This is a genomic window from Pararhizobium sp. PWRC1-1, assembly GCF_049897905.1.
Taxonomy (GTDB): Bacteria; Pseudomonadota; Alphaproteobacteria; order Rhizobiales; family Rhizobiaceae; genus Pararhizobium.
The window spans coordinates 45,252-68,189 of the sequence record NZ_JAFCXE010000001.1 but is presented as its reverse complement, the minus strand read 5'-3'; the positions used below and the strand labels follow the sequence as shown (position 1 = coordinate 68,189).

Here is a 22,938-nt window from a genome sequence, read left to right as displayed (position 1 = left end):
CACAGAATGTTTTGCCAAACGTGGCAAAATGCATGCGCTAGACGAGTTTAATCAACCCACAAGTTCCCAAATCACGCGGGGTTCTTGACGCGAAGCGAAACCGGAACCGCATGGTGCAGTTCCGGCACTGTTCGTTTTGCGCCCCCGAAAAGGTACTACATTGACCACTTTCAAAGACCTCGGCCTCTCCGAGCACGTGCTTTCGACCCTCACTTCCCTTGGGTTCGATACGCCGACGCCGATCCAGGCCGAAGCCATCCCGCTCGTCATGGAAGGCCATGACCTCATCGGTCTCGCCCAGACCGGCACCGGCAAGACGGCCGCTTTCGGCCTGCCGATGATCGAAAAGATGCTGAAGGACGACAAGCGCCCCGATCCGCGCAACATCCGCGCTCTCGTTCTGGCGCCGACCCGCGAACTGGTGAACCAGATCGCTGCCAACCTGAAGGACTTCGTCAAGAAGACCCCCTTGAAGATCGGCCTTGTCGTCGGCGGCGCATCGATCAACAAGCAGTCCGAACAGCTGGCTCGCGGCGTCGACATCCTCGTCGCCACCCCCGGCCGTCTTCTCGATCTCGTCGCCCGCCGCGCCGTCACCCTGACGCAGGCCCGCTATCTCGTGCTTGACGAAGCCGACCAGATGCTCGACCTCGGCTTCATCCACGACCTGCGCAAGATCTCCAAGTTGGTTCCGAAGAACCGCCAGACCCTGCTGTTTTCGGCCACCATGCCGAAGGCGATTGCCGATCTTTCCAGCGAATACCTGAGCAACCCCAAGCGCGTTGAAGTCACGCCTCCGGGCAAGGCTGCCGACAAAGTCGAGCAGTATGTGCACTTCGTTCAGGGTGCCAGCCAGAAGACCGAGCTGCTGAAGAAGTCGCTGACCGAGAACCCACAGGGCCTGGCTCTCGTCTTCTCGCGCACAAAGCATGGCGCCGAAAAGCTGATGAAGCATCTCGAACACACCGGCTTCTCCGTCGCCTCGATCCACGGCAACAAGAGCCAGGGCCAGCGCGAGCGTGCCTTGAAGAACTTCCGTGACGGCCAGACGCGCGTTCTCGTCGCCACCGACGTTGCCGCCCGCGGCATCGACGTTCCCGGCGTCACCCATGTCTACAACTACGATTTGCCGGAAGTGGCGGATGCCTACGTTCACCGCATCGGCCGTACGGCCCGTGCCGGCCGCGACGGTATCGCCATCGCCTTCTGCGCACCGGACGAAATCCGCCTGCTGCGCGACATCGAGCGCCTGATGAACATCGATATCGCCGTTGCCAGCGGCGAAATTCCCGCCGACCGTGCCCGCCCGAAGGGTGGCCGTGGCGGCAATGGTGCCCGTAACGCCGGACGCCCGGCCGGCAACGGTCATGCCGAGCGCCGTCCGCGTCCGCAGGGTGGCAGCGACAACGTTCACCGCGCTGAACGGTCGGTTCCGAGCCCGTTTGCCGGTGACGATCTTTTGGCAACCGGCGAGCCCAGGAAGCAGCACCGCAAGGGTCAGGGCCCGGCCGCACAGGCAGCCCACGAAACCGCAATTGCCAAACGCCCCGGCGGCAACCGCAACGGACGCCCCGGCCAGAAGCAGGGCGAATGGCGCAACCGCAACCACGGCGGTGGCAATGCCGCTGGTGGTCAGAGCCGCGAAGCCGGTGCCGGTGCCCAGGGTCAGCGGAAGCGCGTCAACACGGCACCACGCCGCGACGAGGCATAAGCTTTTCGCGCTAGTGAATTGAGATGAAGAACGGCGGGCTGGACCCGCCGTTTTTTATGCCGGAACGGCGACGGGTTTGCGATTGGTGAGGTAAACCCCGGCAACCGCGATGACAGTGCCGACAATCATCGGCAGCGTCAGGGCTTCATCGAACAGCAGCCATGCTTGGAAAGCCGCTAGCGGCGGCACCAGATAGATCAGCGAAGCGGCCTTCGAGACCTGCCCGCGCCGGATAAGATAGAGCAGCAGGGCAATTGCCCCCATCGACAGGCCGAGCACTGCCCAGGCCAGCGCCGCAAACAGTTGCACACTCCAGATCACCCGCATGTCTTCCAGCAGAAACGCCGCAGGGATGGTGACGATCAGTGCGCCGACATATTGCAGGGTCGCTGTCGAGCGGATGTCGCCGTCCTGGAGATGCCGCTTTTGGTAGATGGTGCCGTAGGTGACGGCGGCCATTCCCAGAATATTGACGACGACCGGAAACAGGTGGATCGGCGTCATGCCGGTATCGATCGCCAGAACTTTTGGGATGACGGCCAGCGCGATGCCGAGAAAGCCCAGCGTCAGCCCGATCTTCTGCTGGCCCGAGAGGTTTTCACCGATCAATGCGGGGGCGGCAACCGCCGTCATCAACGGCTGCAAACCGGCGATGATGCCGGAAATCGCCGCTGGCACCCCTTGACCGATCGCCCACCAGACGGCGCCGAGATAGAGCCCGTGCAGGAAGATGCCGGAGATCACCGCGTGCCCGGCGCCAGTCCATGTCTTTGGCCAGACGGCACCCGTCGCCAGACAGAAGCCGACGAACAGCAGCGTCGCGAGCAAATAGCGCATCACCAGGAACGTTAGCGGATCGGCATAGATATCGGCATATTTCGCCATCACCCAACCCGTTGACCAGAGCATAACGAAAATGGCCGGGGCCAGGCGGTCGAGGGTCATGGAAATGTCCTAGTGCAATATAAGCGTCATCGGATGCGATAGGGCCGCATCGGATGATGGTCAAAGCAAAATTCCTGATGTTTATCGTCAATCTCCGCAACAACCGTCGGGGATGGCTGCATAAATTTTGGGCGTTACAGACTTCAAAGTCCGGCCGCTTGCCCCAGCAGTTGGGCCAACTCTGCAAGCGGCAGGATTCCATGATGAAAACAGCGCCATGATCCTTCGAAAAGCCCGGTGGAAGGCCCAAAAAAGCGGCGAAATTTCTTTTGTCTTCGATTGAGCATGCTTCTTGCATTGCTCTTGCTGTTGGTCTCAAATGACAAAAAAGGGGATCACACCGTTGGCATTTGACGAAATGATGAATGCGGACAACAGCCCGCGCCAGCCTTACTCGACTTACAATGATTGGTACGCAGCCCAGGACAAGGCCCGCCTGATCGCCAAATCGCGGGAGGCGGAAAACATATTCCGCAAGACCGGCATCACCTTCGCGGTCTATGGACACGCAGATAGCTCCGAAAAGCTCATCCCCTTCGACCTCATCCCGCGCATCATTTCCGGCCGTGAATGGCGCAAGCTCGCCCAGGGCATCGAACAGCGGGTCATCGCCCTCAACGCTTTCCTCGACGACATCTATCACAAGCAGGAAATCATCAAGGCCGGCCGCGTTCCGCGCGAGCTGATCGAGCGCAACGTCGCCTTCCTGCCGCAGATGATCGGTTTTCGCCCGCCGGGCGGCGTCTATACCCATATCGTCGGCACCGACATCGTGCGCACCGGCGAAGACCAGTTCTATGTGCTGGAAGACAATGCCCGCACGCCCTCCGGTGTCAGCTATATGCTGGAAAACCGCGAGACGATGATGCAGATGTTCCCGGAACTCTTTCATCAGAACCGCGTCCGCCCGGTCGAGAACTATCCCTATCTGCTACGCCATTCGCTGGCGTCGCTCGCCCCTCCCGGCTGCGAAGGCAAGCCGCGTGTCGCAGTCCTCACCCCCGGCATCTACAACTCCGCCTATTACGAACATGCGTTCCTGGCCGACATGATGGGTGTTGAACTGGTCGAAGGATCGGACCTGCGCGTCATCGACGGCAAGGTGAAGATGCGCACCACCCGCGGCTACGAGGCGATCGACGTGCTCTACCGCCGCGTCGATGACGATTATCTCGATCCGCTGACCTTCAAGCCCGAATCGGCGCTCGGCGTTCCCGGCATCATGGATGTCTACCGCGCCGGCAATATCACCATCGCCAATGCGCCAGGCACCGGCATCTGCGACGACAAGGCGATCTATTCCTACATGCCCGAGATCGTCGAATTCTATACCGGCCGCAAAGCGCTGCTTGAGAACGTGCCCACATGGCGCTGTTCGGAGGCCGACAGCCTGAAATACGTGCTTGAAAACCTCGCCGATCTCGTCGTCAAGGAAGTGCATGGCTCCGGCGGTTACGGCATGCTGGTCGGCCCGACGGCTTCGAAGAAGGAACGTTCACTGTTTGCCGAAAAGCTCAAGGCGCGCCCTTCCAACTATATCGCCCAACCGACGCTTTCGCTTTCGACAGTGCCGATCCTCGTCAACAAGGGCATCGCGCCACGCCATGTGGATCTTCGCCCTTACGTCCTCGTTTCCGACAAGGTGCAGATCATTCCTGGCGGGCTCACCCGCGTGGCTTTGAAGGCCGGCTCGCTGGTGGTGAATTCCAGCCAGGGCGGCGGCACCAAGGATACCTGGGTTCTGGAGGACTGATGCACATGCTTGGAAGAACCGCAAACGGCCTCTACTGGATGTTCCGCTACATCGAGCGGGCCGAAAACAGCGCCCGGCTGATCGACGCCGGCCTGCGCATGTCGCTGACCCGCTCGGAAGCAACCGAGGACGATTGGGACGGCGTGCTGCAAAGCTCGGGCGTTCGCGATATCTACGATGACCTCTATCCAACGCTGACCAGCGCCGACGCCATCGATTTCCTGCTGCGCGACAAGTCCAATCCGTCCAGCGTGATGTCCTGCATTGATTCGGGCCGCAACAACGCCCGCATGGTGCGCACCGCCCTGACCCGCGAAACCTGGGAAGCCACCAACGAATGCTGGCTGGACCTGAAGACCATGCTGGCCCGGCGCGTCAAGCCGGCGGACCTGCCAGAAGCGATCGACGCGATCAAGCAGAAGACCGCACTGATCCGCGGCGCCTTCCATGGCACGATGCTGCGCAACGAGATTTTCAACTTCTCGCGCATCGGCACGTTCATCGAGCGGGCCGACAACACCGCCCGCATTCTCGATGTGAAATACTACGTGCTGCTTCCGGCAGTGTCGCAGGTCGGCTCCTCGATCGACAACGTCCAATGGGAATCGATCCTGCGCTCGGTTTCGGCGCACCGTTCCTACGGCTGGGTCTACGAGGCGGAATACAGGCCGTCCAACATTGCCGACTTCCTGATCCTCAACGGCCGCATGCCGCGCTCCCTCGCCTACTGCTACGATAAGATCGTCAGCAATCTCGGCTATCTCGCACGTGAATATGGCGAAGGCCACGCGGCCCATGCAACGGCGGAGGGGACGCTGTCTTCCCTGCGCAGCCATTCGATCAAGGATGTCATGGACCAGGGACTGCACGAGTACATCGAGAATTTCATCAACCACAATAACCGCCTGGGACAGGAAATTTCCGATGGCTACCGGTTCAACTGAGATTCGGATGGGAGAGACCACATGCGTCTGAAGATCAGTCACACCACCGAATACACCTATGCTGAACCGGTGCAATATTCGCTTCAGCGCCTGCGGCTGACACCGCTGACGCAGACCGGGCAGACGGTCATCAGCTGGGAAACCTCCGTCGAGGGCGCCAAGATGGAGGTCGGCTATGACGACCATTTCGGCAACCGCGTCAATCTCGTCAGCGTCAACGGCGACCAGACCTTCATCCGCATCGTCGCGTCGGGCGAGGTGGAGACTGATGACCGGGCCGGCGTCTACGGCCCGCATCAGGCCTATGCGCCGCTCTGGCTCTATCTGCGCGAAACGCCGCTGACCAAGATGGCCAAGCCGATCCGCAATCTTGCCAAGGCGATGGCTGGCGATACGGACTTGGCGAAGATGCATGCCCTGATGGGCGAGATCGCCGAAACCGTCGAATACAGGCAAGGCGAGACCGGAACGGAAACGACGGCGGAACAGGCCCTCCTGCAGAAGAGCGGCGTCTGTCAGGATCACGCCCATATCATGATCGCTGCTGCGCGCACGCTAGGCCTGCCCGCCCGCTACATCTCCGGTTACCTGATGATGGAGGATCATCCGGAACAGACGGCAAGCCACGCTTGGGCCGAGGTGCATCTGACCGGCCTCGGCTGGGTGGGCTTCGACGCCGCCAACAAGATGTGCCCCGACGACCGCTATGTCCGCATCGCCTGCGGGCTGGACTATCGCGACGCAGCGCCGATTTCCGGCCTGATCCACGGATCTTCAAGCGAAGCGTTGAAGGTTTCGGTGACGGTGGAGCAGCAGGGTCAGAGCCAGACGCAGAGTCAGTGACCTAACGCGCGGTCATGACGAAGCAGCAAGAGTGCCGACATGACCCTTTGCCCCATAGTCGAGGATCGCCTGGTCTGCCGTCATCAACGGCACCTGATGAAACCGGGCTGTTGCAACGATGATCCTGTCGGCGGGATCGGCGTGAAAATCTCCCGGAAGGCGAACGCTGCCGACAGCGACAGAAGCATCCAGCGGCGCAAGTTGCACACCGGGCAAGGCCAACGCCCGGTCGATCCAACGGCCGACATCGTCGCCGAGCGCAATGCGTCCCTTCTCGGCCAGCATCGCGATCTCCCAAGGCGTAATCGCCGAAACCAGAATGTGACTATGCGCAGTCGTGTGATCAATGATCTGCCGTGCCTTGGACCCCAGTCGGGGATCGTCCTGCACGGCCCAGATCAGCACATGCGTATCGATGACGATCAACGGTTCGCGTCCCATTCGCCGGCCTCGATCACTGATGAAAACGGATCGTCATAGGTCAGAACACTACCGTTCATCGCACCGATGATGCTGGTGCTGGCAGCAACTTCCGGCACCGGCGAGAGTATCGCCACGGGCTTGCCTCGCTTGGTGATAATGATGGGTTCGCCGTCACCCGTCATCTGTTCAATGAGGTTGAGGCACTTTGCCTTGAATTCGGCCGCACCAACTGCCTTTCCATTCATGACCACATCTCCTGTACATATAGATAACTATATAGTCCTTTTCCTTCGTCGCGACAACGCAGGTCCAGAATCAAAAAAGGCGGAGCAAAAGCCCCGCCTCCTCTGATTTCGAATACCGTGCAGATCAGTGGCTGTCCTTGCCAACCGCGCTTCCGCGACACCCCTTGAGGAAGTCGAGGTCGGCGCCGGTATCGGCCCCTTCGACATGCTGCTGGTGCAGGAAGGCATAGCCCGATGTCGGCAGGTCGTGGTTTGGCTGCCATTCGGCAAGCCGGCGCGTCAATTCCGTATCGGAAATGTCGAGATGCAGGCGGCGGTTCGGCACGTCGAGCTCGATAAAGTCACCATTCTTGACGACGGCGAGCGGGCCACCGACGGCGGCTTCCGGCGAAGTGTGCAGCACGACGGTGCCGTAGGCCGTACCGGACATGCGGGCGTCGGAGATGCGCACCATGTCGGTAATGCCCTTCTTCAGCACTTTCGGCGGAAGGCCCATATTGCCGACCTCGGCCATGCCCGGATAACCCTTCGGCCCACAGTTCTTCATGACCATGATGCAGGTCTCGTCGATGTCGAGATTGTCATCATTGATCTTCGCCTTGTAGTCGTCGATGTCCTCAAACACGACAGCCCTGCCCCGATGCGTCAACAGATGCGGTGAAGCGGCAGACGGCTTCAGCACCGCGCCCTTCGGCGCGAGATTGCCGCGCACCACGACGATGCCGCCCGATTGCGTCAGCGCCTTGTCGGTTGGCAGGATGACGTCCTCGTTCCAGTTGACGACGTCCTTGACCTCGTCCCACATGGTTTCACCGGAAACCGTCAGCGCATCCTTGTGCAGCAAGCCTGCCTCGCCGAGGCGCTTGATGACCACCGGCAGGCCACCGGCATAGAAGAACTCCTCCATCAGGTACTTGCCCGACGGCATCAGGTTGACGATGGTCGGCACATCACGTCCGCAGCGATCCCAGTCATCGAGCGTCAGGTCGATGCCTACGCGGCCGGCCATGGCCAACAGGTGGATGACGGCGTTGGTCGATCCGCCGATGGCCGCATTGGTGCGGATAGCGTTCTCGAAGGCCTGCTTGGTCATGATGTCGGACGGCTTCAGGTCGTCCTTGACCATCTGCACGATCCGGCGGCCGGTGAGCTGCGCCATCACCTTACGGCGGCTATCGACGCCCGGGATTGCGGCGTTGCCCGACAGCGCCATGCCAAGTGCTTCGGCCATCGACGCCATGGTGGATGCAGTGCCCATGGTGTTGCAGGTGCCCGACGAACGGCTCATCGAGGCTTCCGCCTCAAGGAACTCTTCCTGCGTCATCTCGCCGGCCTTCACCATTTCGGAGAATTTCCACAGATGCGTGCCGGAGCCGACGCGCTCGCCGCGGAAGTAGCCGTTCAGCATCGGCCCGCCAGTAACGACGATCGACGGCAGATCGACGGAGGCCGCAGCCATTATCAGCGACGGCGTGGTCTTGTCGCAACCGACCAGAAGCACGCAACCGTCCATCGGCTGGCCGCGGATCGTCTCTTCGATCGCGAGAGCCGCCAGATTGCGATACATCATCGCCGTCGGGCGGAAAGTGTTTTCCGATGCCGAGAATACCGGCACTTCCATCGGGAAGCCGCCGGCCTCCCAGACGCCGGCTTTCACCTTTTCGGCAAGCTCGCGCAGATGACCGTTGCACGGTGTCATATCCGACCAGGTGTTGAGGATGCCGATGACCGGGCGTCCGTCGAACAGGTCGTGCGGATAGCCCTGGTTTTTCATCCAGCCGCGATGATAGATCACGTCGCGGCTCGTGCCGCCGTACCATTCCTGCGACCGCAGCCTGCGCGGCCATTCCGCTTTCTTATGCATTGTCCTTGTCCTTTAAGAGGGACCGGACTGGGTCTTGCCCAGTCCGGAAACGTCGTTAAGCCAGCGTGTATGCGGTCTTCACAACGGTGAAGAACTCGGCCGCATATTTGCCCTGCTCGCGCGAGCCGAAGGACGAAGCCTTGCGGCCGCCGAACGGCACGTGGAAATCAACACCGGCGGTCGGCAGGTTGACCATCACCATGCCGGCTTCCGAGTTGCGCTTGAAATGCGTCGCGTGCTTGAGGCTGGTCGTGGCGATCCCGGCCGAAAGACCGAACGGCGTGTCGTTGGCGACGCTGAGGGCCTCCTCGTAATCCTTGACCCGGATGACCGAGGCGACCGGACCGAAAATTTCTTCACGGCTGATGCGCATCTGATTGGTGGCTTCGGTAAACAGCGTCGGCTGCAGGTAGAAGCCCGGATTGTCGCGGGTGATCGTCTCGCCGCCGAAGGCGAGCTTGGCGCCTTCCTGCTTGCCGATGGCAATGTAATCCGTGTCGGTGGCAAGCTGGCGTTCATCGACGACCGGGCCGATATGGGTGCCGGCCTTCAGCGCATCATCGACCACCAGGCCTCTAAGCTTTTCAGTGAGGGCTGCGACGAACTTGTCGTGAATGCCTTCGGCGACGATCAGGCGCGACGATGCCGTGCAGCGCTGGCCGGTCGAGAAGAAGCCGGAGTTTGCAGCCGCCTCGACAGCAACGGTGAGGTCGGCATCATCCAGCACGACCATCGGGTTCTTGCCGCCCATTTCCAGCTGGAACTTGCGGTTATGCTCGATGGAGGCGGCAGCGACGCGCTTGCCTGTGCCGGTCGAGCCGGTAAAGGTGATGCCAGCGAGATCCGGGCTATCGAGCATGGCCTGGCCGACGACCGAGCCCTTGCCCATGACGAGGTTGAGCACGCCCTTAGGAAGGCCGGCGCGGTGCAGGATGTCGGCGATCGCCCACGAGCAGCCCGGCACCAGTTCGGCCGGCTTGAATACAATGGTGTTGCCGTAGCAGAGGGCCGGCGCAATCTTCCAGGCCGGGATGGCGATCGGGAAATTCCATGGCGTGATGATGCCGATGACGCCGATCGGCTCGCGGGTGATCTCGACGCCGATGTTCGGGCGAACCGACGGCAGGACTTCACCAGCCAGGCGCAGGGCTTCGCCAGCAAAGAAATCGAAGATCTGGGCGGCGCGGATGGTTTCGCCGATCGCTTCCGGCAGCGTCTTGCCTTCTTCGCGGGCAAGCAGGTTGCCGAGCTCGTCCTTGCGGGCAAGAATTTCGTCGGCAGTCTTTTTCAGGATCGCATGACGCTCGAGAATACCGGAGCGCGACCACGCCGGAAACGCAGCCTTTGCAGCAGCGATCGCGGTCTTGGCGTCGTCAGCGCTGGCGCTGGCATAAAGGCCGACGATTTCCTTGGTGTTCGACGGATTGATGTTTTCAACACCGTTGCTGCCGACCCATTCGCCGGCGATCAGGTTGTGATGGAGTGTCATGGGCTTAAAGCCTCCTTGGTTTGCGCGAGCGCCGTGGGGTCAGCACTCACAGTCAAATGCTTGAGCGGATCAGAGCTGGCCGATCGTGATCTCGTCTTCGCCGGCGATCGCCAGCGTGTTGCGCAGCGGCAGACCGAATTCGGACGCCTCGATTTCGAAGATGTCGCCCGCCTCGGTCTTGATGCCGTCGCCGAAGGACAGCGTTGCCGTCCCGAACATATGGACATGCACGTCGCCCGGCGCACGGAAAATTCCATACTTGAAGTGGTGATATTCGAGATTTGCGAAGGTATGAGACATGTTGGCTTCGCCCGACAAAAACGGCTTTTCCCAGAACACTGCACCGTCACGGATGATCCGCGACGTACCGCGGATGTCGCTGGGCGCTTCGCCGACCCGGATTTCCGGACCGAAGCTTGCAGGCCGCAGCTTGGAATGGGCGAGATAGAGATAGTTGACGCGCTCGGTCACATGATCGGAAAATTCGTTGGCGACAGCAAAGCCGATGCGGAACGGTGCGCCTTTGTCGGAGATAACATAAATGCCGGCCATTTCCGGCTCTTCGCCACCATCCTGCGCAAACGACGGCGAGACCAGGTCGCCGCCAGGCGCAACCGTCTGTGAGCCGTTGCCCTTGTAGAACCATTCGGGCTGAACGCCCTTTTCGCCGGGCTTCGGCTTGCCGCCTTCCAGCCCCATCTTGAACATCTTCATCGTGTCGGTGGCGCCCTCTTCCACCTTCGAAACGGCTGCGTGCATCGCATCGCGCGTCGATGCCGAGCCCAGATGTGTCAGACCCGTGCCGGTCAGATGCAGATGCGCATCGTCCGGATGAGTGATCGGCGGCAGGAAGTTGCCCTTGGCATGGACGTCCTGAAGATCGACTTCGTCGCCCAGACCATGTGTCTCGACAACAGCCTTCAGGCTCTTGCCTGCGTTGGCCGCTTCCATCGCCAATGCATAGACGCTCGCCGCATTCTTCACCGCGCGTGCGGCCTGTCCCGCTTCACGAAAGGCGACCGTGATCGAGCCGTCATTGTTCTTCACCTGGGAAATCAGCACAGCACTATCCTTTTCTCAATCCGGGCTGTCTTTTCGGCGTCAAGCGGCTGGCTTTCGGCAACAACAACCCGTCGGGAGACATGGCACATGCTCCCGTTGGTGGCGGCAAAGCCGCCGTTCTCGTTATGATGCGTGGGCCGGAGCATCTCGATAAACTTCAGCGCAAGACACGCTCCGGCACCAATTTAACCCGCCGGGCAAAGCCCGGCGCGCGGGACGAACCAGAACCGGTCAGCCCTTGTTCTTGTTGTAGACGTCGAAGAACACGGCAGCCAGAAGCACGAGGCCCTTGACCAGCTGCTGGTAGTCGATGCCGAGACCCATGATCGACATGCCGTTGTTCATCACGCCCATGATCAGAGCACCGATGACAGCGCCGGTGATCTTGCCGACGCCGCCGGATGCCGAGGCACCGCCGATGAAGCAGGCCGCGATGACGTCGAGTTCGAAGCCGACACCGGCTTTCGGGGTTGCCGAATTCAGGCGGGCTGCAATGATCATGCCGGCAAGAGCCGCCAGTACGCCCATGTTGACGAAGGTGTAGAAGGTCAGCCGCTCGGTGTTGATACCGGAGAGCTTTGCCGCCTTCTCGTTACCGCCCATCGCATAGATGCGGCGGCCGATCGTCGAGCGTGTGGTGATGAACGTATAGAGTGCGATCAGCAGTCCCATCACGATCAGGACGTTTGGAAAGCCCTTGTAGGTGGAGAGCTGGAAGCCGAGAAAAATTGCGACGCCGGCAATGATCGCCATCTGGCCGGCAAAGAACGCAAAGGGTTCGTTTTCCGTGCCGTGCTTGTCATTGTTGCGGCGGTCGCGCACACCGTAATAGATGGCCAGAGCAACCAGAGCCACGATGACGACCAGTGAGAAGAAGTTGGTGATCGTTCCCGGCAGCGGATTGAGGAAATACAGGAAGTCAGGGACGAAACCGGTCGATAGTGACTGGAAATCCTTCGGGAATGGGCCGATCGGCCGGTTCTGCAGGATGAGGTAGGTCAGTCCGCGGAAGACAAGCATGCCAGCCAGCGTCACGATGAAGGCCGGGATCTTCTGGTAGGCGACCCAATACCCCTGTGCCGCGCCGACGAGACCGCCGAGGATGAGGCAAACCGGCACCACGATGGAGTAATGAATACCCCACTTCACCAGCATGATCGCCGACAGGCCACCGGTAAAGGCAACAATCGATCCGACCGACAGATCAATGTGGCCGGCAACGATGATCAAAAGCATGCCCAGCGCCATGATGACGATGAAGGAGTTCTGCAGGATCAGGTTGGTGATGTTGACGGGACGGAACAAAACGCCGCCGGTCATGAACTGGAAGAACAGCATGATGACAACGAGGGCGATGAGCAGGCCGTATTCGCGGATATTGCTTTTGAAGTAATCGCCAAGGGATGGTGTGGTTTTCTGAGCGCTTTTGTCGGCGGCCATTAGTGTTTCTCCCCGGAGCGCATGATGGCGCGCATGATGGATTCTTGGCTTGCTTCCGCTTTCGAAAGCTCGGCGACGATGCGTCCATCGTTCATGACGTAGACGCGGTCGCAGGTTCCGAGCAGTTCCGGCATTTCCGACGAGATCATCAGAATGCCTTTCCCTTCGGCCGCAAGCTGGTTGATGATGGAGTAGATTTCATATTTCGCCCCGACGTCGATGCCGCGCGTCGGTTCGTCGAGGATCAGGACCTCCGGGTTGGTGAACAGCCATTTCGACAGGACGACCTTCTGCTGGTTGCCACCGGAAAGATTGACGGCCTCCTGATAGATCGAATGGGAACGGATGCGCAGCTTGGTCCGGTAATCGGTGGCGACCTTGGCTTCCCGGTGCCCATCGATGACGCCGCCGCTGGCCACCGCATTGAGGTTGGCGAGCGTCGTGTTGTGCATGATGTTGTTGTTGAGCACCAGGCCGAGATGTTTGCGGTCCTCGGTCACATAGGCAAGCCCGGCATCGATGGCGCGCGGAATGGTGCTGACGTCGACAGGCTTGCCGTGCATCAACACCTCGCCGGTGATCTTGTGACCCCAGGACTTGCCGAAGACGCTCATCGCCGTTTCCGTGCGGCCGGCGCCCATCAGGCCGGCAATGCCGACGACTTCGCCGGCTCGCACATTGAAATTGATATCGTGAAGGAACTGGCGGTCGCGATGGTGCTGGTGGAAGACGTTCCAGTTTTTCACTTCCAGCAGCGTCTCGCCGATCTTGGGCTCGCGCGCCGGGTAGCGGTCTTCCATATCGCGGCCGACCATGCCCTTGATGATCCGGTCTTCGCTGATATCTTCGTTATGACAGTCGAGCGTTTCGACCGTTCCGCCGTCGCGGATGATGGTAATCTTGTCGGCGACCTTCTTGATCTCGTTCAGCTTGTGCGAAATGATGATCGAGGTCATGCCCTGCTTGCGGAACTCCATCAGGAGCTTCAACAGCGCGTCGGAATCGGTTTCGTTGAGCGATGCGGTCGGCTCGTCGAGGATCAGCAGCCTAACCTTCTTGGACAGTGCCTTGGCGATTTCGACCAACTGCTGCTTGCCGATGCCGATATCGGTAATGCGTGCCGTCGGCGGCTCCCGCAAGCCCACCTTATCGAGCAGTTCCTGGGTGCGCGAAAACGTCTGCTTCCAGTCGATGACGCCTTTGGTGGCGAGTTCGTTGCCAAGGAAGATGTTTTCGGCAATCGACAGAAGCGGAACAAGTGCCAGCTCCTGGTGAATGATGATGATGCCGAGATGCTCGCTGTCGGAGATCGTCGAGAAGTTGCGAACTTCATTGTCGTAGTGGATCTCGCCGTCATAGGTTCCGGCGGGATAGACGCCGCTCAGCACCTTCATCAGGGTTGATTTTCCCGCGCCGTTTTCGCCGACAAGTGCGTGAATTTCACCTTCGCGGACCTTGAGGTTGACATTGTCCAGAGCCTTTACACCCGGAAACGTCTTGGTGATGCCCCGCATTTCGAGAATGATGTTGTCCATGTTCAGGTATTCCTGCGGCAGTCCGTGGATGATGAGGCCAGACACAGCGACAATACAAGTCTCTCATCAAGATAAAAGGGCCCGCAAGTGATCGCGGGCCCCGGATGAAAAAGACGGGATCAGTTGTTGATCTGGTCTTCCGTGTAGTAACCGGCGCCGACCAGGACTTCCTTGACGTTGGTCTTGTCAACAGCGACCGGCTTCAGGAGGTAGGACGGGATAACCTTGACGCCGTTGTCGTAGGTCTTGGTGTCGTTGATTTCCGGCTCCTTGCCGCCAATGATGGCGTCCGTCATCGAGACGGCAACCTTGGCAAGCTCGCGGGTATCCTTGAAGATCGAGGAATACTGTTCGCCAGCGAGGATCGACTTGACCGACGGCAGCTCAGCGTCCTGGCCGGTAACGATCGGCATCGGCATATCGCCGGAACCGTAGCCAACACCCTTCAGAGCCGAGATGATGCCGATGGAGAGACCATCGTAAGGCGACAGAACGCCGTCAACCTTGGCATCGGTGTAGGTCGAGGAGAGCAGGTTTTCCATGCGGGCCTGTGCAACAGCACCGTCCCAACGCAGCGTACCGACCTTTTCCATGCCTGTCTGGCCGGACTTGACGACGATCTTCTTGGCGTCGATCAAAGGCTGCAGAACCGACATTGCGCCATCGTAGAAGAAGAAGGCGTTGTTATCGTCCGGCGAACCACCGAACAGTTCAACATTCTTCGGCTCAGTCGCGGCGTCGAGCTTGAGGCCCTGGACGAGCGTCGTTGCCTGCAGAACGCCAACCTGGAAGTTGTCGAACGTTGCGTAATAGTCGACATTGCCGGAATCGCGGATCAGACGGTCGTAAGCGATGACCTTGACGCCAGCTTCGTGAGCCTTTGCCAGGATGTCGGAGAGCGTCGTGCCGTCGATGGCGCCGATGATCAGAACCTTGGCACCCTTGGTGACCATGTTCTCGATCTGGGCGAGCTGGTTCGGAATGTCGTCGTCAGCAAACTGCAGGTCCGCCGTGTAGCCGGCTTCCTTGAACAGCTTTTCCATGGTCTCGCCGTCGGAAATCCAACGGGTCGAGGTCTTGGTGGGCATCGAGATACCAACGGTGCCCTTGTCCTGGGCGATCGCCGGAACGACGAACGACGCCACGCTGAGCGCTGCGGCGGCGAGAAGCGAAGTAACTAATCTCATGTATCTCTCCCTGAGTGTTGATCCAGGCGGCGATCGGCCGGCCTCGATATGTGCAGCGCTTCGCGCGGCCGAGAGATCCAAATCTCTTGGCGGAGGTTTAAGGGGTGAAAGAAAGCCCTCCCAGGCCTTACACGCTCCCGAGCACACTGGCGCACATGGCTGCAAACTGGAATCAAACGTCATAACTGTCAAATACAATATAGGTGTATCCTTATAACAATATGGGTATACTAAGCTGTAACAGTGTGATTTTTCGCATGTGCGAAGGCATTTTTCTCGGAAGGTGGGTAAAATATGGACGATCCGGCGCCACTCTCGTCCACAGCTTTGGATTATTCGGAACGCGGAATTTTTCGCTTAGGCTTAAAAATGAGTCATTTGCAGCTGATTCTGGCCATCGAAGAGCATGGCCAGATCAGTGCGGCCGCCGATTCCCTCAATATTTCGCAGCCAGCCGCTTCACGCATGCTGGGCGAGATCGAGACCATTCTGAAGGCGCCGCTCTGTGCCCGGGTCGCCCGTGGCGTCGAGTTGACGCAATATGGCCGGGCACTGGCACGGCGCGCCCGCACCATTTTCCTGGAACTGCGGGAGACGACGCGCGAGATCAACGAACTGAAGACAGGAAGCGGCGGCTCGGTCTCGCTGGGTTCCGTCACAGGCCCGGCCCTCAATCTTGCCGTTCCTGCCATCCGGCAGGTTTCGACCGCCTATCCCGGCATCGAAATCAATATCCAGATCGAAAACAGCAATGTGTTGGTGCGAGAACTGTTGGCAGCCCGACACGACTTCGTCATTGGCCGGATACCAGACGACATGGACCCGCGACAGTTCAATCTGATTGAACTCGGAGAGGAAGACGTCTGCCTGATCGTCCGGGCGGGTCATCCGCTGCTCGACAAGGACATCGTTAGCTCAGCTGATCTGCCCGGGTACGACTGGGTCTTCCAGCCATCAGGAACGCTGCTGCGGCGTGCGGTCGAGGACAGCTTTCTGTCGGCCGGTACGCCCCTGCCCGCGACCATCATCAACACGTCGTCCACAATATTGACGGTTTCCATCGTCCGCCACACCAATGCCGTGGCTCCCGTTGCCCGCGACGTGGCCACGTTGATCGCCGGAAGTGGCAGCCAGGCCGCCGAAATCCGCGTTCTTCCGACAGACTTCGACATCAAGATCAGGCCCTACAGCCTGATCACTGCGCGCGGCCGGGCGCTACCGCCGAGCGCCAAGCTTCTCTACGACCTGATCCTGAAGCAGAGCTCCGCCTGATCAGGTCCGCAAAACCCTGGCATGCTCTAAAGCCGGCGAAACGGGGCGAAACGCATGTTTGGAATGTCGGTGTTCCAGTCGGTTCTGGAGCGGTTGAAGGCAGAGGAAGACGGGGAAGGCGCGTCTGAGGATGAGCGGGTGGCGCACGCCAATATCCGCGGGCTTAACGGCGGTTTCGTCGGCAATCTTGCTGCATCCCGCATTGCCGACAGCGGCGCGGTTCAGCGCGCTTATTTCGACACGGCCAGCGACGAGATGCTGGCACCGCCGAAACCCCAGCCAAAACCCGTCATGCCAAAGCACCTTGCCCGTATCCTCCCCGAGCAGATCGCCGCCGATCTGGCGCTGACGGAGATCGAAACCCTGAAGACACTGACAGACAAACGCCGCCGCTTTGCCGCCGAAAACCATCCTGACTTGCATCACCCGGAGTTTCGCAGCAACGCGACCATCCGTATGAAGATCGCCAACATGTTGATCGACGAGGCACAACGGCGGTTGCGCCTGATGCAGCGGCGATGATGATGATCAGGCCGGGTCGTCGGTCTTTGCCTCTTCGGCAACCTCGGTCTTCGGCTTGAAGAAGATGATCAAGACGCAGGCGGTATAGGCAGACACAGCAAGGAAGATCATCCCCCAGGTATTCGCTCCGTTCCAGAACTCGACGGCAGTCCACGCAGAACACAGAAGCACGATCAGAAGCCGAACCCAAAGCGGCCTGTAGAACGGATGATCCGGATCGATGAGCTTTATCATGCAAACTGTCCTTGGGGATTTGCCCGGCGATGCGGGCCTCGCAACAAAGACCACAGCTTTATGTCCAAAAGGACATTTGCCGCAAGGGGCTGAAGGCTTTAACAGCTTGACGGCACGGCTCGAAATAGAATAAATATTCTGAAAATTAATGTTGTTACGTTTTTATTCCGATTTTCACATGTGCCGGAGGAGATATACGGCACGCTTATCGGCATGAAAGCAAACAGGGAGAGAGATTGCGCCTGCCCGCAACGTGCGACCGGCAGACGCCTGAAACCAATCTTGATAGCATCAGCGCGGACCTGTCTTCCGCAACGCCTGTCCGGAGTGAGCGTCATCACCCCGTCCCTTCGCGGCGCTTTGCCGCTCGTCAAAAAGAGATGAACATGACCGTCAGATTTGGTCTTCTTGGTGCCGGCCGTATCGGCAAGGTTCACGCAAAAGCTGTCAGCGCCAACCCGGATGCCGTCTTGGTCGCCGTCGCAGACGCCTTTCCCGAGGCAGCCAACGCGATCGCCAAGCAATATGGCTGCGCTGTGCGCACGATCGAAGAGATCGAAAAATCAGCGGATATCGACGCCATCGTCATCTGCACCCCGACGGATACCCATGCCGACCTGATCGAGCGTTTTGCGCGCGCCGGCAAGGCCATCTTCTGCGAAAAGCCGATCGATCTCGACGTCGGCCGTGTGCGCGAATGCATGAAAGTTGTCGAAGAGACCAAGGGCAAGCTGATGGTCGGCTTCAACCGCCGTTTCGACCCGCATTTCATGGCTGTCCGCAAGGCGATCGACGACTGCAAGATCGGCGATGTCGAAATGGTGACGATCATTTCGCGCGACCCCGGCGCCCCGCCGGTGGACTATATCAAGCGTTCCGGCGGCATCTTCCGCGACATGACCATCCATGATTTCGACATGGCCCGCTTCCTGCTCGGCGAAGAGCCGGTTGTCGTCACGGCTCATGCCGCCGTTCTCGTCGATCCGGAAATCGGCAAGGCTGGCGACTATGACAGCGTCTCGGTCATTCTGGAGACCGCATCCGGCAAGCAGGCGATCATCTCCAACTCGCGCCGCGCCACCTATGGCTATGACCAGCGCATCGAAGTGCACGGCTCGAAGGGCGTGGTCTCGGCCGAAAACCAGCGCGCCGTCTCAATCGAGATCGCCAATGGCGATGGCTATACCCGTCCGCCGCTGCATGATTTCTTCATGACCCGCTACACCGAAGCCTATGCCAACGAAATCGCCGGCTTCATTTCCGCGATCGAAAAGGGCACGAAGATCACCCCTTCAGGCGCCGACGGTCTCGCAGCGCTGGCCCTGGCCGACGCGGCAGTCAAATCCGTCGCTGAAAAGCGCCAAATCCGCGTCTGATGCTTAACCGATAAGCACAACGAAGAAAGGCCGGGTTCGCCCGGCCTTCTCTTACATCAGGCTTGGTCTACCGACGGCGGCAGCGGCCGGAAGGCAGCGATGTCATGATCCATATCGGTCAAGGCCCGATCCAGATGACCATCAAAAACCAGTCTCTGTTCATCGAAGATCACCGAAATCTCCGGCCGCCCCTGCAGACGGACCTCATGCGATTGCTCCAGCCCTTCGTCGATACCGCGCTGCAAAAGATCGAAGTAACGCGTTCCCGGCCCGGTGATGGAGATGGGCATACGGTCGTAGAGGCTGAGCAGCCGGGAAAGGCCGTTGCCGAGCGCAATGCCGGCCTGACGGAAAGCATAACCCGCCATGCGGTTTCCCTGACGCGCACTTGCGGCGATCTTGTCCATTTCCGCCAGCGGCACGAACTTGGCCGGGATCGTATCGGGCGGCACTTCAAAGGCGGTGCGCAGAATTCCATAGAACCCCGCCGATGCCTCGATGCAGCCGAAGGAGCCGCACCGGCACAGGCAGCCATTGGCAGCATGCAGCATATGGCCGAAATTGGGAGCCGTCACCTCCAGCTCGCCGAACCTATCTTTGCGGGCAACGCCAAGCCCGATGCTGTGGCCAAGCGACAGAGCGGCAAGCGCGCGGAAAGAACCGGGATGGCTTGCATCCGCCTTCATGCCCAGCGCCTGCGCGACCAGCAAGGTCTCGTTGTTCAGCGTGACTTTAGCCCGCCAGTCCGGCTGCAGCAATGCGACGAAATCGATCTGCTCACCGCCAAAGACCGGCGACCACAACAGCCGCTTGCCATCGGCATCGACGGTGCCCTTGCTGGAGATCGAGACGGCAAGGATCTGCGCCTTGTCCAGCTGCGAGCGGTGAATGAGGCGGGCCAGCGCATCCAGGAACCCCTCGGCAAATGGCTGCGTTCCCACGACCTTGTGATGGCGCGGTTCCTCGAAACGGTCGATCAACCGTCCGGAATAATCAACCAGCGAATACTGTACGATATCCGACGAGATCCGCACGGCGATCAAAAAGCCGCTGTCGCGCCGCTGCGCAAACAGCACGCGCGGCCGTCCGCGTCCCGAAGGCGCCTGCTGTTCCGCCTTCTCGATGACCCCTGCCCGCTCCAGTTCGGCAGTGATCGCCGAAACCGTCGCAGACGCCAAACCGGTATGTTCGGATATGTCGGTATGAGAGAGCGGCCCAAGGCGCCGCAAGGTCGCAAGCACGAGCGCGCTGTTTTGCTGACGCACCAGCTCGGTGCTCGATTTGCTCAGCATTGCGCATCCCTGTGATTCACGAATTCCACAAACACATGCTCCTCCCAAAGCATCTGCCCGATGTCAAACGGCCTTGCCCAAAGCATTGTTGACAGCCCCGAAAAACTCTGACATCTATTTTCTCGACTGTCGAGAAAAAACTCTTTTGGGTTTGCGGCAGGCAAATTTGCTGGCCGGGGGCCGTGCGGGAGGTTCGCACGGACGGTCAGCGGTCACTTGGGAGGACTTCATGAAATCAGTTTTGAAACTGATGGCCGGTGTTGCCATCATCGCATCCTTGCATTCCGTCGCGCACGCCAAGGACCTCGTGGTCGGCGTTTCTTGGTCGAACAAACAGGAAGAGCGCTGGAAAACCGACGAAGCCGCCATCAAGGCTGCTCTCGAAGCATCCGGCGACAAGTACATCCAGGCTGACGCTCAGGCATCCGCCGCAAAGCAGCTGACCGACATCGAATCGCTCATCGCACAGGGCGCCAACGCCCTCATCGTTCTGGCACAGGATTCGGAGGCCATCGGCCCGGCGATCGAAAAGGCCGCCGCCGAAGGCATTCCGGTCGTCGGTTACGACCGCCTGATCGAAAATCCGGCCGCCTACTACATCACCTTCGACAACAAGGAAGTCGGCCGCATGCAGGCCGCCGAAGTGTTCAAGGTGAAGCCGGAAGGCAACTACGTGTTCATCAAGGGCGCCTCGACCGATCCGAACGCAGACTTCCTGTTTTCCGGGCAGATGGAAGTGCTGAAAGCCGCCATGGACGCCGGCAAGGTCAAGAATGTCGGCGAAGCCTATACCGATGGCTGGAAGCCGGAAAACGCTCAGAAGAACATGGAGCAGTTCCTGACCGCCAACGACAACAAGGTCGACGGCGTCGTTTCGTCGAACGACGGCATGGCCGGCGGTGTTGTCGCAGCTCTCGAAGCCCAGGGTCTCGCAGGCTCGGTCCCAGTTTCGGGCCAGGACGGCGACAAGGCCGCTCTGAACCGCGTCGCTCTCGGCACCCAGACCGTATCCGTCTGGAAGGATAGCCGCGAACTCGGCAAGAAGGCCGGCGAAATCGCCGTAGCGCTTGCCGGCGGTGCCTCCATGGATGCGATCCCCGGCACGGTCAAGTTTGCCGGCGGCCCGAAGGGCGTCGAAATGCAGTCGTTCTTCATCGCGCCGCAACCGATCACCAAGGACAACCTGAACGTCGTCATCGACGCCGGCTGGATTTCCAAGGAAGAAACCTGCCAGGGCGTGAAGGCCGGAACCGTTGCGGTCTGCAACTGATCCGATCCTGAACATGGGCAGATAAAGTCCCGTCACGAGCGCCGCAGCGACCACGTTGCGGCGCTTCTCCGATGCGCGGGACTTTGCTGCATAACTCCTTCAATCGGGATCGATTTGAGGAGTTATGCAGCAAGTTTAAAGCGTTACAGCGACCTTTGCGCGTCATGAATGACGCGCGGCGCTGTAAAGACAGAATAAAGGGGGAGTAATCCGGAAATGGCAAACACCACCATTGCCACGCCTTCCAGCAGCGTGCGCCAGACACAGGGAACAGCCTTGCAGCGGTTCCTGCAGGCGACCGAGATCGATACCCGGCTTCTCGGGATGATCGCAGCCCTGCTGTGTATCTGGCTCGGCTTTCAATATTTTACCGGCGGGCTTTTCCTGACACCGCGCAATCTGTGGAACCTTACGGTTCAGGCCGCCTCGGTTTCGGTCATGGCAACGGGCATGGTGCTGGTCATCGTCACCCGCAACATCGACCTCTCGGTCGGCTCGATCCTCGGCTTTGTTGGCATGATCATGGGGATCATACAGGCTCTGGTACTGCCGCCGCTGATCGGCTTCGATAACCCCTTCACCTGGATCATCGCACTCACGGTCGGCATCGCGCTCGGAACCGCTATCGGCGCGTTCCAAGGCATGATTATCGCTTTTCTCAATGTGCCGGCCTTCATCGTCACGCTGGGTGGCCTTCTGATTTGGCGCGCGGGAGCCTTCCTGCTCCTCAGCGGCGCAACGGTCGCCCCCATGGACTCGACGTTTCGCCTGATGGGCGGCGGCGCGGAGGGGTCGATCGGGGCGACTGCAAGCTGGGTCGTCGGGATTATCGCCTGCCTCGTCATAGTCGCGTCGATCATCAACTCTCGCAAGCAACGCAAGCGCTTCGGCTTTCCGCTACGCCCGATGTGGGCGGAATGTTTCCTCTCCACGGTCGGCTGCGTCATGGTGCTGGTCGCCGTCTGGGTGCTCAACAGCTATTACATGCCAGTTAACCTAGCCAAGAAATATGCCGAGGCCAACAACATTCCCTGGCCTGAAGGTGGCTTGCAGATCCCACTCGGCATCGCCATTCCGGTGCTGATGGCTGTCGGCATCGCCATCGCCATGAGCTTCCTCACCACACGCACCCGCTTTGGCCGCTACGTCTTTGCCATCGGCGGCAATCCGGAAGCAGCCGAACTCGCCGGCATCAAGACCCGCTGGGTGACGGTGCGCATCTTTGCGCTGATGGGCGCGCTCTGCGCCATCGCTGCCGCCATCTCGACGGCCCGTCTGAACGCGGCAACGAATGGGCAAGGTACGCTCGACGAGCTGTACACGATCGCCGCCGCCGTCATCGGTGGCACATCGCTTGCCGGCGGCATGGGCACGATCTCCGGGGCGGTTCTCGGCGCCATCGTCATGCAATCACTGCAGTCCGGCATGGTGCTGCTGCGCATCGACACACCGCTGCAAAACATCGTCATCGGCATCGTGCTGGTCATGGCCGTCTGGCTGGATACCGTTTATCGCGGCCGAGCCAAGTAAG

Annotated in this window: 20 protein-coding genes; 9 read left to right on the top strand and 11 right to left on the bottom strand. The window is 60.0% G+C overall.

From position 1 onward, the window contains the following. The first annotated feature begins 160 nt into the window (after window positions 1–160). Window positions 161–1,711 (top strand): DEAD/DEAH box helicase, encoded by a 1,551-nt coding sequence (locus tag ACP7E0_RS00345; protein ID WP_426122229.1) that lies wholly within the window; start codon window positions 161–163, stop codon window positions 1,709–1,711. 54 nt (window positions 1,712–1,765) lie between these two features. On the opposite strand, the gene ACP7E0_RS00340 is transcribed toward ACP7E0_RS00345, so the two are convergent. Next, the gene (locus ACP7E0_RS00340) at window positions 1,766–2,656 is read right to left on the bottom strand and encodes a DMT family transporter (protein ID WP_426122227.1); all 891 of its coding nucleotides are present in this window, start codon (window positions 2,654–2,656) and stop codon (window positions 1,766–1,768) included. A gap of 358 nt (window positions 2,657–3,014) precedes the next feature. Here ACP7E0_RS00340 and ACP7E0_RS00335 point away from each other — a divergent pair, with 358 nt between their 5' ends. Genes ACP7E0_RS00335 through ACP7E0_RS00325 form a run of 3 tightly spaced genes read left to right on the top strand, consistent with a single transcriptional unit; the run spans window position 3,015 to window position 6,196 of the window. Then, window positions 3,015–4,409 (top strand): circularly permuted type 2 ATP-grasp protein, encoded by a 1,395-nt coding sequence (locus tag ACP7E0_RS00335; protein WP_426123002.1) that lies wholly within the window; start codon window positions 3,015–3,017, stop codon window positions 4,407–4,409. A 5-nt stretch (window positions 4,410–4,414) separates the two neighbouring features. After that, complete coding sequence (locus tag ACP7E0_RS00330; RefSeq protein WP_426122226.1) at window positions 4,415–5,353, top strand: alpha-E domain-containing protein; 939 nt, start codon at window positions 4,415–4,417, stop codon at window positions 5,351–5,353. A 21-nt stretch (window positions 5,354–5,374) separates the two neighbouring features. Next, window positions 5,375–6,196, top strand: coding sequence for a transglutaminase family protein (locus ACP7E0_RS00325; protein WP_426122225.1), 822 nt, complete (start codon window positions 5,375–5,377; stop codon window positions 6,194–6,196). A 12-nt stretch (window positions 6,197–6,208) separates the two neighbouring features. On the opposite strand, the gene ACP7E0_RS00320 is transcribed toward ACP7E0_RS00325, so the two are convergent. The 8 genes from ACP7E0_RS00320 to chvE form a co-directional block, all read right to left on the bottom strand. Further along, window positions 6,209–6,622, bottom strand: a complete 414-nt coding sequence (locus ACP7E0_RS00320) for a type II toxin-antitoxin system VapC family toxin (protein ID WP_426123000.1) — start codon at window positions 6,620–6,622, stop codon at window positions 6,209–6,211. Beyond that, entirely contained in the window at window positions 6,619–6,864 is a 246-nt protein-coding gene (locus ACP7E0_RS00315) for a type II toxin-antitoxin system Phd/YefM family antitoxin (protein WP_426122224.1), read from the bottom strand. Before ACP7E0_RS00315 ends, ACP7E0_RS00320 begins: the two co-directional genes overlap by 4 nt. A gap of 124 nt (window positions 6,865–6,988) precedes the next feature. Further along, the gene (araD, locus tag ACP7E0_RS00310) at window positions 6,989–8,728 is read right to left on the bottom strand and encodes an L-arabinonate dehydratase (RefSeq protein WP_426122222.1); all 1,740 of its coding nucleotides are present in this window, start codon (window positions 8,726–8,728) and stop codon (window positions 6,989–6,991) included. A gap of 55 nt (window positions 8,729–8,783) precedes the next feature. Further along, a complete protein-coding gene (locus tag ACP7E0_RS00305; RefSeq protein WP_426122221.1) occupies window positions 8,784–10,217 on the bottom strand; it encodes an aldehyde dehydrogenase family protein in 1,434 nt (477 codons plus the stop codon). A 69-nt stretch (window positions 10,218–10,286) separates the two neighbouring features. Then, window positions 10,287–11,279, bottom strand: a complete 993-nt coding sequence (araD1, locus tag ACP7E0_RS00300; RefSeq protein WP_426122219.1) for an AraD1 family protein — start codon at window positions 11,277–11,279, stop codon at window positions 10,287–10,289. 231 nt (window positions 11,280–11,510) lie between these two features. Further along, window positions 11,511–12,719 (bottom strand): multiple monosaccharide ABC transporter permease, encoded by a 1,209-nt coding sequence (gene mmsB, locus ACP7E0_RS00295; RefSeq protein WP_426122217.1) that lies wholly within the window; start codon window positions 12,717–12,719, stop codon window positions 11,511–11,513. Beyond that, window positions 12,719–14,254: a multiple monosaccharide ABC transporter ATP-binding protein gene (gene mmsA / locus ACP7E0_RS00290; protein ID WP_426122215.1), complete on the bottom strand. Its 1,536-nt coding sequence runs from the start codon at window positions 14,252–14,254 to the stop codon at window positions 12,719–12,721. Before mmsA ends, mmsB begins: the two co-directional genes overlap by 1 nt. Before the next feature lie 119 nt (window positions 14,255–14,373). Next, window positions 14,374–15,441, bottom strand: coding sequence for a multiple monosaccharide ABC transporter substrate-binding protein (gene chvE / locus ACP7E0_RS00285; protein WP_426122214.1), 1,068 nt, complete (start codon window positions 15,439–15,441; stop codon window positions 14,374–14,376). 294 nt (window positions 15,442–15,735) lie between these two features. On the opposite strand from chvE, the gene ACP7E0_RS00280 reads away from it, so the two are divergent. Next, window positions 15,736–16,713 carry a LysR family transcriptional regulator gene (locus ACP7E0_RS00280; RefSeq protein WP_426122213.1) on the top strand — a complete coding sequence of 326 codons (978 nt, stop codon included), beginning with the start codon at window positions 15,736–15,738 and terminating at the stop codon, window positions 16,711–16,713. A gap of 54 nt (window positions 16,714–16,767) precedes the next feature. Further along, window positions 16,768–17,235, top strand: coding sequence for a hypothetical protein (locus tag ACP7E0_RS00275; protein ID WP_426122212.1), 468 nt, complete (start codon window positions 16,768–16,770; stop codon window positions 17,233–17,235). A gap of 6 nt (window positions 17,236–17,241) precedes the next feature. Here ACP7E0_RS00275 and ACP7E0_RS00270 read toward each other — a convergent pair whose 3' ends face one another. After that, complete coding sequence (locus ACP7E0_RS00270) at window positions 17,242–17,469, bottom strand: hypothetical protein (protein ID WP_426122211.1); 228 nt, start codon at window positions 17,467–17,469, stop codon at window positions 17,242–17,244. Window positions 17,470–17,855: 386 nt separating this feature from the next. Between ACP7E0_RS00270 and iolG the strand changes: the two genes are divergently transcribed. Then, window positions 17,856–18,845, top strand: coding sequence for an inositol 2-dehydrogenase (iolG, locus tag ACP7E0_RS00265; protein WP_426122210.1), 990 nt, complete (start codon window positions 17,856–17,858; stop codon window positions 18,843–18,845). Window positions 18,846–18,901: 56 nt separating this feature from the next. On the opposite strand, the gene ACP7E0_RS00260 is transcribed toward iolG, so the two are convergent. Continuing rightward, window positions 18,902–20,137: an ROK family transcriptional regulator gene (locus ACP7E0_RS00260; RefSeq protein WP_426122209.1), complete on the bottom strand. Its 1,236-nt coding sequence runs from the start codon at window positions 20,135–20,137 to the stop codon at window positions 18,902–18,904. A 229-nt stretch (window positions 20,138–20,366) separates the two neighbouring features. Between ACP7E0_RS00260 and xylF the strand changes: the two genes are divergently transcribed. Together xylF and ACP7E0_RS00250 are read left to right on the top strand one after the other, a co-directional pair. Further along, on the top strand, window positions 20,367–21,407 hold the full coding sequence (xylF, locus tag ACP7E0_RS00255) for a D-xylose ABC transporter substrate-binding protein (RefSeq protein WP_426122207.1): 1,041 nt from the start codon (window positions 20,367–20,369) through the stop codon (window positions 21,405–21,407). A 216-nt stretch (window positions 21,408–21,623) separates the two neighbouring features. Next, window positions 21,624–22,937 carry a sugar ABC transporter permease gene (locus ACP7E0_RS00250; RefSeq protein ID WP_426122205.1) on the top strand — a complete coding sequence of 438 codons (1,314 nt, stop codon included), beginning with the start codon at window positions 21,624–21,626 and terminating at the stop codon, window positions 22,935–22,937. Window position 22,938: the final 1 nt, after the last annotated feature.